Origin of the sequence: Streptomyces boncukensis (genome assembly GCF_011045075.1) — a bacterium.
GTDB classification, from domain to species: domain Bacteria; phylum Actinomycetota; class Actinomycetes; order Streptomycetales; family Streptomycetaceae; genus Streptomyces; species Streptomyces boncukensis.
Genome location: NZ_JAAKZZ010000267.1, coordinates 1 through 10,240, shown reverse-complemented (window position 1 = coordinate 10,240; position 10,240 = coordinate 1). Strand labels below are relative to the sequence as shown.

The following is a 10,240-nucleotide window of genomic DNA, read 5'->3' as shown; positions in this document are numbered from 1 at the left end:
CCGCACCCCACGCCCCCACCCGCACCCGCAACAGAAGGAGCAGGCATCACCATGGCCGCATTCGACGTCAACGCCGCCCGCGCCCAGCGCCAGGAGGCCCTCGGTCGCACCTGGTCGTTCTCCCTGGACAGCGACACCTTCGAGATGCCGAGCGAGCTCAGCCGCCGCACCGCCCACGAGCTGCGCGCGCTGGACGACAACGACATCGACGGGCTGCTGCGGCTGCTGCTGGGCGAGCAGCAGTTCGAGCGGTTCAACCGGCACGACGTCTCCATGCAGGACGTCGCCGCGATCCTCGACGCCTACGGCAAGGAGACCGGGCTCGGCCTGGGGGAAGACTGAGCCTCGACGCGTTCGTCGACGAACACGCCGAGGCCCTCGAAGCCGATCTGCTCCGCTACTACGGCGCCGACCTGCTCGACTGGCACCGGGGCCGCCTCTCCACCCGCCGGCTCGGGGTGCTGATCCGGCATCTGCCGCGGGACAGCGAGGTGAACCGGGCGCTGCACGGCGAGGGGGCGGAGTGGAACGTGGCCGACTATCTGCTGGCGGCCGCGGTGGACCACCTCGCCGTGGCCAACTGGATGACGGCCACGCTCAACCGGGACGAGGACGAGGAACCGCTGGACTACCCGGACCCGGTGCCCCGCCCTGGCGACGCGCCGCCGGACGGGGTGCAGGAGGCCGGGAACGAAGCGGACGGCTCCGCACCGCAGGAGCCCCCGGCCCCGCCCCCGGAAGACGACCCGGAGGCACCGGGATGGACCCCGGCACCCGTACGCGGCCCCTCCCGAGCCGAACTGGCCCGCTTTTTCGGCTGAGGGCCCCGTGAACGTGTAGAAAGCGGGTTCGATTTCTGCTCGCAGCAATCGTATGATAACTCTCGGTGCGTAAGTCCCCCCACTCACACCGCGCACCTGCGCTCCCCCACAGGCACGTTGGCGCAGTTCACAGCGTTTCCCCAGATCGGAGAGCGGTGATACAGGTGACAGCGGAGAGCGACGCCATGCACCACGGCATGCGGAACGCCACCACCGACGCGAGCGGCACAGGAGCTACGCAGCAGCTTCAGAGCCTCCTGGGTGCCCTGCTCCAGCGGTTGGACGAGCCCACCGCCGAGCGCGTGCTGGGAGCCGTCCGCGCCGAGCTGGACGCCCGGGATCTGCGGGCGTACTCCAGCGGCTGGCGCGACGCGCTGGAGGCGTCGGCGAACGGTGCCTGCGCCCCGCCGCCCACTCTGTGAACTCCGGGCCCATCCCGTAGCGCCGGGCCGCCCCTTCCCCCTGCCTCCCGTCACGGCAGCGCGCGGGGGCGCCCGGCGGGATACGACCCCGCAAAGGACCCCGATGCCCACCACCTCCACCAGCGCACACACGCGCCTGCCCCTCGCCGGGGCAGAGGACCGCTACGACTCCAACACCGACCTGTACGCCCAACTCCCGGACGGCGAGGGCACGGACTACGCCCGCCGCTATCTGCGCCATGCGATGGCCGACCACAGTCCGGCGGAGCGGAGCCCGTTCCACCGCACCACCGTCCTGGCCCTGCACGGTGGCAGCATCGAGCCGGGCACCTCGGAACTCTGCCTGGCGCTCGCCGGATACCACCCGGCGTCCCTCGGCCCCGGCGGACCGGCGTACGACTACTGGATGTTCGAGGGCATCCGCTCCTCGGGCAACGCCGAACTCCACGTCACCTCGACGCACTGCGACGACCACGTGGCCCTCGCCCTGGCGGCCTCCAGCCTGAACGTCCTGAGCGTGCACGGCTGTACGGCCCAGGGCGCGGGCACCCCGCCGGACCGCCCCGAGGCGGTGGTGATCGGCGGCCGCAACACCGCCTACAAGCGCTACCTCACCGAGGAGCTGCGCGCCGCGTCGTTCCAGACCATCGACGGCGACGACGTCCCCGAACTCGCCGGCGTCCACCCCGACAACCCCTGCAACCGCACCCTGCTGGGCATGGGCGGGCAGCTGGAACTCACGGCCGAACTCCGCCGCGGCATGTTCGGCACCTACACCCGCGCGAAGCGCCGCGTCACGACCAACGACACGTTCTGGCGCTTCACCACAGCCTGCCGAACCGCCACCACCCGCCTCGAATCCGACCCGGACCAGCACATCCCGTAGGCCGCGGGGCGGCCTCGCCAGACTTGAAAGGACCACGTCGAAGTGGTTGCCGGGTCCAGGTGCTGGAGGAACTGGATTACTCCGCATACAAAGAGGAGCAGCCTTTACCAACGCTCCTGCAGCGTCCACCGGACCGCAGGGTATCGTTTTATCACAGGTCCAGTCGCCTGATTTGGTTTAGTATGGCGCCTGACCATGACTCCCAATCGAGGCATGCCAGGGCTCCCAGTAGAACCCCAAACAAGATGGCAACGTACTGTGCTGTCTCGGAGCCAGTTACTCTCCCTTCGGGCTTAGGGGCTGCTTCGGCCTCGGCTGTGCTGCGCCGGAAGGGGATCATGGCACTTGATTTTCTCTTGTCGCGGGGGACTTCGACAGTTCGCAGTACCTCTCTTATTTCCCTGCCGGAGAAGATCCGATACGTCAGATATATGGATGCGCCAAAGGATGTCGCCGCGATTGCGAAGAGGATCACTAGTTGAACATTCTCGATATTCGCGGTGATGATCCTGTGGGTGGAGTGAATTCCTGTCAGAGTAATCGCAAAGACGGGTAGCATCAGGTAGAGCGGCGGCTCAACTCTGAACCAGTTGCACGCCGCGTCCAGGTATTGATGTCCCAGTACTGCAGCAGCGGTCGCAACCACCATGACGATGGAGAACTTCTTCGCGTCTTCCGATGCTGGTGACCTGCGCGGGCCGAAGTCATAGCTTATCCACCATCCGACGCAGAACGGAAGGAGTGTGAACCCGAAAAGGGTCAGAGCTAACCCGATAAAGAAGAATATGCTTCCCGTGTTTCGCGCTGATGATTCATCAATCTTGGACACGTGCAGAACCTTATCCGGGTTGCAAAGGTCAGGCAACAGATGGCAGGGGGTGGAGTCATATGTCCGAATCAAGGTCTACAGAGAAGGAAGATATCTCAGGCGTCAAAGAAAGGATTGAATCAGCTGAAAAAAGTATAGCTGATCTAGAAAAGACGACATATAATATAAAACATGAAGAAGGCAGGGCAAAAGGAGAAATAGCAGGCGTAGTTGGCCAGATTGCAGGACTGGACAGTGGGCTGAGGCTGGCGAGCCTTGACTTCAGCGTTCTCAACTTCGTTGTCGGAAAGCTGCAAGAGCGACGTGCAAATAGAAGAGAGGAGGCTGCTCAAAGGCTGCCGGAACAGCTGCGAAGGGATATATCAGGCGCCGGGCTGCGGCTGGATGTTGCTGAGCTGAAGATTAGGAACTCGGCGGTCAGGATCAGTGATGTAGAGCAGCGGGTCAGGCGCTCCAGTCGCAGAACGAACCAACTGGAGCGCGATCTGGTCCAGTTCCGCAGGCGATTGAACACCCGGGTCGATGTCGTGGAGCGGCGAATCGCCGGGATGCGGGCGGGGGTGCGGGCGACTCCCGGGGCGCGGACTGCGAATGTCGGTAACACCAGTGGGTTCCAGGACACCGCGAACCAGATCAACCGTGTGGAGGCGCGCGTCAACGCGCTGGTGGCCGCTCTCGGGTGAACGTCCAGGGCTTAGCGGTACGTGAGGAGTATCCATGTCACTCGTGAGTTCGTTGCGGCGGGCCTCCGGGTCGTTGCGGCAGTTTCAGGCCGCTACCGGAGTCGCCGGGAGGGCCGCCGGTACGTTGGGGCGGCAGACCTCGGCGGCCGATCGGAACGTCGGGCGGATAAAGAACAGTTTCAAGCAGACCAACAAAGAGCTGAAGACGATGAAGACGGCGGCCGACCGGGCCGCCGTTTCTGTGTCCAAGCTGGGGAAGCGGGCCGTCAAGACCGGGCCGCAGATGGGGCGGATGCAGAAGGGGGTGGGGAAGGCGACCAAGGGGTTCAAGGCGCTCAACAAGGAGATGCGGGGGAACATCTTCGGGCTGCTGCTCTCCCTGCTGACGCCGGTCATCGAGAAGATCGTGTCGATGATGGCCCGGTCCAAGACCCTGCAGCGGGTCATGAGGAGGGTCTTCAGCGTCGTCGGCAAGGTCGTGCAGAAGGCCATGAAGATCGTCCGGCCGCTGCTGAAGAGCCTTGGGCGGATCTTCAAGTCGGTCTTCAACGGGATCCGCAAGGTCGTGTCGGTGGTGGTGAAGGCCGTCGTCAGGGTGGCCAAGACGTACTTCACGATCTGGCGGGCCGTCATCACCACCGCGATGCGGGTGGTCCGCAGCGTGGTCCGGTCGGTGATGAACGGGGTCAAGGCCGTCATCCGGCCGGTCGTCAACTGGATCCGGCGCACCCTGCCGGCCGCCTTCCAGAAGGTGAAGGACCGGATGAGGTCCGTCTGGGGCTCCCTCTCGCGGATCGCCGGCAACGCCTTCGGCAAGGTGAAGAGCGCGGTCACGAAGCCGATCAACGGGGTGATCGGGGTGATCAACAGCGCGATCCGGAAAGTCAACGGGATCAGCGTCTCGGTGCCCGGCTGGATCCCGAAGGTGGGCGGCAAGAGCTTCTCCCCGAACATCCCGACCATCCCCAAGCTGGCCGAGGGCGGCGTCGTCTCCCCGAGGGCGGGCGGCGTGCCCGCGCTGCTCGCGGAGGGCGGCGAGGCGGAGGCCGTACTGCCGCTGTCCAAGCTGGAGTCGCTGCTCGACCGGACGGCGGTGAGCGCCCGGAGGGAGGCCGGGGCCGGGGCGTACGGGGCCGGGGCCCACTCCGGCGGCGGGTTCCATATCGAGCACTACTACGCCACCGAGACCGGCGATCTCCGGGAGACCGCCGAGGCGCTGCACTTCCTCGCCAAGGCACGGGGGTGAGGTGCCGTGGCCATCGCGATACTGCGGCGGGCCGCGCCCGGATTCGCGGCGTTCGGCTCGGCGCTGGGGCAGAGCAGTCGCCGGCTGGCTGTCGAGCAGCGGGGCGTTCGGGCCGCCGCGCGGGCCGCCGGCGCGCTGCGGGCGAACAGCGCGGGCGGTGTGCGCCAGATGCGGGGCATGGTCCCGGCCGCCCGGCTCGGCGGCCAGGGGCTGGTGGGCTTCGGGCGGCGGGGCGCCGCCGCCAAGCCGCTGGTCGACCGGGGGCGGTCGAAGCTGCGGGCCGTCAACCGTGAGATCAAGAAGCTGCGGGGGAGCGCCACGACCGGCGCCTCGCTCGCGGCCGTCGGCGGGAAGAGCGCCGGTGTGACGGGGCGGCTGGGCGGCGTCCTCGGACGGGTGACCCGGGTCGGCGCGGGAGTGATGAAGCTCGTCAACACGGCCATGAAGGCGAACCCCTGGGGCTTCGTACTGGGGCTGCTCACCCCGCTGATCGGCTACCTCGTCGACACGGCCCTGCAGTCCAGGACCGCGCAGAAGGTGATGCAGCGGGTCATGGCCGCCGCGTCGAAGGGCTTCCGGGCCCTCGCCCGCGCGGTCCTGCCCGTCGTCCGGGCCGTGGGGAGGATCGCCGCCGGCTATGTGCGGGGCTATCTGAAGGTCGTCACCACCGTGGTGAAGGGCATCGCGGCGGCGGTGCGGGGGCCGATGGCGGCGATGCGGGGAGCGGTGAGCGGCGCGCTGCGCCTGCTGCGCTCCTTCGCCAGGAGCGCCATGAACGCGCTCCGCCGGGTGCTGCGGCTCGCCCGCGCGTGGCTGATCGACAAGCCCGCGAAGGGGTTCGGGAAGGCGAAGCAGGCGCTGCGCGGCTTCCTGGACGGCATCGGCTCGCTCCTGGCCCGCGGGATGCAGACGGCCGCGAAGGTGCTCAGGGGGCCCGTCGTCGCCGTCATCGGCTTCGCCAACTGGGTCATCGGCATCCTCAACAAGATCCCCCGCGTCAACATCTCCAGGATTCCGGAGCTGGCCGCGGGCGGCGTCGTTCCGGCCCGGCGCGGCGGCGCGCCCGCGCTCGTCGGCGAGGGGGGAGAGGCGGAGGCCGTACTGCCGCTCTCCGCGCTGCGGGCGCTGCTGGACGCCACCGCGCGGGGCGCCGCGGGCCATGCGTACGGCGCGTCCGGCGGGTACGGCGCGTCCGGCGCGTACGGCGCGTTCGCGTATGCCTCCGTCGAGCACTACGCCGAGCCCGGCGAACTCGGGGCGCTGGGCGTCGCCGAGGACCTGCTCTTCCTCGCCCGCCGCGCCGCGGGCGTTCCCGTCCCCGTTCCCGTACCCGTACCCCTACCGAGGTGAGGCCCAGCCCATGATCGTCAGTAGCGGACAACAGAAGACACAGCAGAAGCGGAACTCCCCCGGCTCACTGATCGCCCGCGACGGGCAGATCCAGTGGGCCGGACTTCTTTTCGGGCCCGGTACGCCCTACCAGGTCGACGTCAAGGGGATCACCGGCTGGGACGATCTGCCCGGCTTCGACACCGGTGACGTCTCCCGGCCCGACCAGCACGGCGCCTGGGCCGGAGCGCGCTGGGCGCAGCCGCGCACGGTGGCCGCCACGGTGTGGCTGCTGCCCGACACCGCGGCCGACGCCCGCGCCACGCTGCGCGGCTTCCGTACGGAGACCTCGCCCGAGGGCGGCGAGCAGTGGCTCGCGGTGCGGCTGCACGGCGAGACGCTGGCCTGCCTGGCCCGGGTCAGCCGCCGCGTCGTCCCCCAGGACCGCGACTACGCGGTGCACGGTACGGCTCGGGCCGCCCTCCAGTGGGTCGCCACCGACCCCCGGCGCTACGGCGTCGAGCAGCGCACCGCCCGCACCCGGCTGCCGGCGCCGGAGCCGGGGCTGCGGTGGGAGGGCGAGCCGGGCGGGCTGGGCTGGCCGCTGGACTGGGGCGAGGGCGGCACCGCTGGCTCGCTCACCGCCGTCAACTCCGGCGCGGCCCTGGCCCATCCGGAGATCGAGTTCCGCGGGCCCGTCCGCAGGCCCGAGCTGACCCGGCTGACCGACGGGCTGCGGCTGGGGTACGACCTCACGCTGGCGGAGGGCGAGACGCTCACCGTCGACACCCGCGCGGGGACGGTCGTGCTCAACGGCACCGCCTCCCGGCTGTACACGGCCGCCGCCGACTCCTCGCCCGAGCAGCTCTTCCAACTGGAGCCGGGGGCGAACCCCCTGGTGTTCCGCTCCGCCGACGCCGTGCCGGACCCCGCCGCGTCCGTCACCGTGCGGTGGCGCGACGCGCACTGGTGAGCGGGCGCGCGGTCCCGCCGTGTCCCGGGGCGCCCCGCCCGGCGGCCGTCCCGCCCGCAACCCCACACCCATCCCACAGGAGGAAAACCATGCCCGTACGCAGTGCCTGGCTGCTCAACCGTTCCGACACCAGCACCGGCCAGTCCCGCACCGACACCCGGCTGGCGCCCCTCGGCACCATGGTGCCCGAGGGGCCGCTGACCTCCCGGGACGGTGTCATCCCCGGCTCCAGCGAGGGCGAGTTCGTGCTGGACGGGCTCTATGTCTTCGGGGAGGCGGAGGGCATGACCGCCGTGGTCGCGCCCGGTCGCGCCGTGGTGCAGAGCACCGCGGCGGCCGGGGCCTACCCGGTGGTCGTGACCGAGTACGCGCCGCTGACCTTCGCCGACGGCGACCCGGACAACCCGCGTATCGACCGCGTGGTGCTGCGGATCTACGACGGTACGCAGGACGCCTCGGGACGCACCGAGGCGGCGCTGGAGATCGTCGAGGGCACCCCCTCGGGCGCCCCGGAGGAGCCCGCGACCCCGAGCGGTGCCATCGCGCTGGCCGCCGTGACGGTCCCGGCCGGTACGTCGGCGGGCAGCGGCGGCATCGACTGGTCCTCGGCCGTCGCCGACCGGCGCCGTCCGACCGTCGCGGTGGGCGGCGTCATACCGCAGAGCTGGGGCAGCAACTTCCCCGGCGCCTACCCGGGCCAGTACCGGGACGTGGGCGACGGCGGCCTGGAGCGCTGGGACGGGGCCGCGTGGCAGCCGTACCCGGCGCTGCCCGTATGGCGGGAGTGGACGCCGGACTGGACCACCAGCACAGGACAGCACACCCCCTCCTTCGGGAACGCGTCGGTGGACTGCCGCTATGTGCAGCTCGGCACCCTGGTGCACGCCTCGTTCAACTTCTACTTCGGCTCGACGACGAAGTTCTCGCCCGGCGGCGTCGGCGACAACTGGCGCTTCTCGCTCCCGGTGCGCGCCGCCGGCGCCACCCACGCGGTCGGCTTCGCGGGGCTGCAGGACACCCCGGGGCGGCGGGCGATGGCCCGGGTGCGGTTCACGACGCCCGGCGTCATGGAACTGGAGATCTCCTCGGCCGTGGTACGGGACACCGTGGACCACACGGGGCTGGTGGACGCCATCTCCCCGTGGCCCTGGGCCGCGGGCATGCGCATCGCCGGAACGGTCATCTACGAGGCGGCCGAGGCGGCCCAGTGAACCGGGGCACGGCCGTCTACCGCGCGATCTTCTGCGACCTGCGCACCGACCGCACCGTGGACGTCCTGCCGCTGACGGAGGCGAAGTTCGACGACTACATCGGCAAGCCCGGCTCCCTGACGGCCACCGTCCCGCTGCCCACCGAGGAGCTGGCGAGGCGGGCCCGCGCCGCGCTGCGGCCCGGCCGCACGGCGGTGTGGCTGGAGCGGGACGGGGAGATCTGGTGGGGCGGCGTGCTGTGGACCCACACGCCGCAGACCGACGACAAGGGCCGGACCAAGGCGCAGTTCCAGGCGGCGACCTTCGACTCGTACCTGGACCACCGGATCCTCTCCGGCGACTTGGCGGGCACCGGCGTCGAGCAGTTCGACCTCGCCCGCGCGCTGGTGGCGCACGCCCAGGCGCAGCCCGGCGGCGACATCGGCATCACCTTCGGCGACGAGGACTCGGGCGTACGGCGGGACTACGCGTACGCCTACTCGGCGCTGGGCCGGGTGCGGGAGCTGCTGGACAAGCTCGGGGACCTCGACGGCGGCTTCGAGTGGCGCATCCGCTGCCACCGCGACGCCCGGGGCCGCCGGGTCAAGCGGCTCCAGCTGGGCAGCCCGGTGATCCGCGCCGGGCGGCAGGACATCGTCCTGGACCACCCGGGGGCCGTGCTGTCCTACAGCCTGCCCTCGGACTCCACCGTGCAGGCCAACGTCTGGGTGGCGCGCGGCGAGTCGGCCAACAGCGACCAGTCGCGGGAGTCCCGCCCGCTGACCGCGCGGATGGTGGACGCGGAGGCGCTGGCGACGGGCTGGCCCCGGCTGGAGCGCACCTCCGACCACAGCTCGGTGCAGGACGAGGACACCCTGCTGTCCTTCGCCCGCGCCGAACTGGCCCGGCACCGCAGCCCGGAGACGATTCCGACGGTCACCGTGCGGCTGGACGGCCGGATCGGGCCGTCCCAGCTGGGCGCGCGGCTGCGGCTGCGCATCCGCGACCTGTGGCACCCCGACGGCTCGGACCGGCGGTTCCGGATCGTCGGCCTGTCCGTCACCCCGCCGCAGCGCACCAAGGCGGAGACGGCCACGCTCTATCTGGAGGGAGTGCGGTAGGCATGGCGAACATCCCCACCGACCTGCTCGACCGGATCCGCGAGCTGGAGCGGCAGGTCCGCGACCTGATGGGCAGCGCCAACTCCGCGCCGCCGCTCAACCAGATCTCCGGCGGCGATGTCGTCATCGGGGACGGCGGGCGGCTGCGGGTGTGCACCGGGCTGGGCGAGGACCTGTTCTACCTCGGCCGGGTGGAGCCCGACCGGGCCGCGGGCGCGCCGCAGCAGGGCATGGTCGTACGCCGGGACGACGGCTCGCTGGCCCTCACCGTGCGGACCGCGTCCCCGGACATGACGCCGGCCCAGCCGGTGCAGATCTTCGACCGCACCGGCAACGTCGTCTTCGCGGACGACGCCCGGCGCAAGGGGCTGGCCCGGCCGTACGTGCCCTACCCGCTCCCCGCGCCGGCGGACCCCGCGCGCTGGGCGGCCACCGGCGCGGTGGAGTGGACGACGCTCTACCGGGGCGCCGGCCAGGTGCAGCACCCCCGGCTGCGGTGCCGGATCGACGCGGAGGGCGACGCGGGCGCCGCCGTGCGGCTGCTGGCCGACGGCGAGCCGGTCGGGCCCGAGGGCGGCCCGGACGGGCTGCGGTTCACCGCACCGCTGGCGGCCGAGTACGGCGCCGAGGTCACCCTGGAGATCCAGGCCAGGGTCGCGTCGGCGGGCGACACGGTGCGGTGCGTGCCGCTGGCGCTGTACGGGGTGCAGTCCTAGCGCGCACCCGGCACCCCACCCCGC

General features: G+C 70.7%; 12 protein-coding genes. 11 read left to right on the top strand and 1 reads right to left on the bottom strand.

All coding sequences use genetic code 11. From position 1 onward, the window contains the following. Positions 1-51: 51 nt before the first annotated feature. The 4 genes from G5C65_RS22850 to G5C65_RS22835 all read left to right on the top strand — a co-directional run bounded on the left by G5C65_RS22850 (position 52) and on the right by G5C65_RS22835 (position 2,129). Positions 52-342, top strand: coding sequence for a hypothetical protein (locus tag G5C65_RS22850; RefSeq protein WP_165300785.1), 291 nt, complete (start codon positions 52-54; stop codon positions 340-342). Between the two features lie 116 nt (positions 343-458). Continuing rightward, positions 459-821: a hypothetical protein gene (locus G5C65_RS22845; RefSeq protein WP_420903350.1), complete on the top strand. Its 363-nt coding sequence runs from the start codon at positions 459-461 to the stop codon at positions 819-821. 164 nt (positions 822-985) lie between these two features. Then, the gene (locus G5C65_RS22840) at positions 986-1,243 is read left to right on the top strand and encodes a hypothetical protein (RefSeq protein WP_165300784.1); all 258 of its coding nucleotides are present in this window, start codon (positions 986-988) and stop codon (positions 1,241-1,243) included. Positions 1,244-1,346: 103 nt separating this feature from the next. Beyond that, positions 1,347-2,129 carry a poly-gamma-glutamate hydrolase family protein gene (locus G5C65_RS22835; protein ID WP_165300783.1) on the top strand — a complete coding sequence of 261 codons (783 nt, stop codon included), beginning with the start codon at positions 1,347-1,349 and terminating at the stop codon, positions 2,127-2,129. Positions 2,130-2,280: 151 nt separating this feature from the next. On the opposite strand, the gene G5C65_RS22830 is transcribed toward G5C65_RS22835, so the two are convergent. Next, positions 2,281-2,958 carry a hypothetical protein gene (locus G5C65_RS22830; RefSeq protein WP_165300782.1) on the bottom strand — a complete coding sequence of 226 codons (678 nt, stop codon included), beginning with the start codon at positions 2,956-2,958 and terminating at the stop codon, positions 2,281-2,283. 59 nt (positions 2,959-3,017) lie between these two features. Between G5C65_RS22830 and G5C65_RS22825 the strand changes: the two genes are divergently transcribed. The 7 genes from G5C65_RS22825 (at position 3,018) to G5C65_RS22795 (ending at position 10,216) form a co-directional block, all read left to right on the top strand. After that, positions 3,018-3,641, top strand: coding sequence for a hypothetical protein (locus G5C65_RS22825; protein WP_165300781.1), 624 nt, complete (start codon positions 3,018-3,020; stop codon positions 3,639-3,641). Between the two features lie 34 nt (positions 3,642-3,675). Then, on the top strand, positions 3,676-4,887 hold the full coding sequence (locus tag G5C65_RS22820; protein WP_165300780.1) for a phage tail protein: 1,212 nt from the start codon (positions 3,676-3,678) through the stop codon (positions 4,885-4,887). A gap of 6 nt (positions 4,888-4,893) precedes the next feature. After that, entirely contained in the window at positions 4,894-6,237 is a 1,344-nt protein-coding gene (locus tag G5C65_RS22815) for a hypothetical protein (protein ID WP_165300779.1), read from the top strand. A gap of 10 nt (positions 6,238-6,247) precedes the next feature. Then, the gene (locus G5C65_RS22810) at positions 6,248-7,189 is read left to right on the top strand and encodes a phage distal tail protein (RefSeq protein WP_165300778.1); all 942 of its coding nucleotides are present in this window, start codon (positions 6,248-6,250) and stop codon (positions 7,187-7,189) included. An 89-nt stretch (positions 7,190-7,278) separates the two neighbouring features. Further along, a complete protein-coding gene (locus G5C65_RS22805) occupies positions 7,279-8,400 on the top strand; it encodes a hypothetical protein (protein WP_165300777.1) in 1,122 nt (373 codons plus the stop codon). Continuing rightward, the gene (locus tag G5C65_RS22800; RefSeq protein ID WP_165300776.1) at positions 8,397-9,500 is read left to right on the top strand and encodes a hypothetical protein; all 1,104 of its coding nucleotides are present in this window, start codon (positions 8,397-8,399) and stop codon (positions 9,498-9,500) included. Before G5C65_RS22805 ends, G5C65_RS22800 begins: the two co-directional genes overlap by 4 nt. Before the next feature lie 2 nt (positions 9,501-9,502). Then, the gene (locus G5C65_RS22795) at positions 9,503-10,216 is read left to right on the top strand and encodes a hypothetical protein (RefSeq protein WP_165300775.1); all 714 of its coding nucleotides are present in this window, start codon (positions 9,503-9,505) and stop codon (positions 10,214-10,216) included. Positions 10,217-10,240 lie beyond the last annotated feature (24 nt).

Excerpts from the sequence above, each read along its gene's own strand:
- G5C65_RS22795 (WP_165300775.1), top strand. The coding sequence starts at position 9,503 with ATGGCGAACATCCCCACCGACCTGCTCGACCGGATCCGCGAGCTGGAG.
- G5C65_RS22820 (WP_165300780.1), top strand. The coding sequence starts at position 3,676 with ATGTCACTCGTGAGTTCGTTGCGGCGGGCCTCCGGGTCGTTGCGGCAG.
- G5C65_RS22825 (WP_165300781.1), top strand. The coding sequence starts at position 3,018 with ATGTCCGAATCAAGGTCTACAGAGAAGGAAGATATCTCAGGCGTCAAA.
- G5C65_RS22835 (WP_165300783.1), top strand. The coding sequence starts at position 1,347 with ATGCCCACCACCTCCACCAGCGCACACACGCGCCTGCCCCTCGCCGGG.
- G5C65_RS22810 (WP_165300778.1), top strand. The coding sequence starts at position 6,248 with ATGATCGTCAGTAGCGGACAACAGAAGACACAGCAGAAGCGGAACTCC.
- G5C65_RS22850 (WP_165300785.1), top strand. The coding sequence starts at position 52 with ATGGCCGCATTCGACGTCAACGCCGCCCGCGCCCAGCGCCAGGAGGCC.
- G5C65_RS22805 (WP_165300777.1), top strand. The coding sequence starts at position 7,279 with ATGCCCGTACGCAGTGCCTGGCTGCTCAACCGTTCCGACACCAGCACC.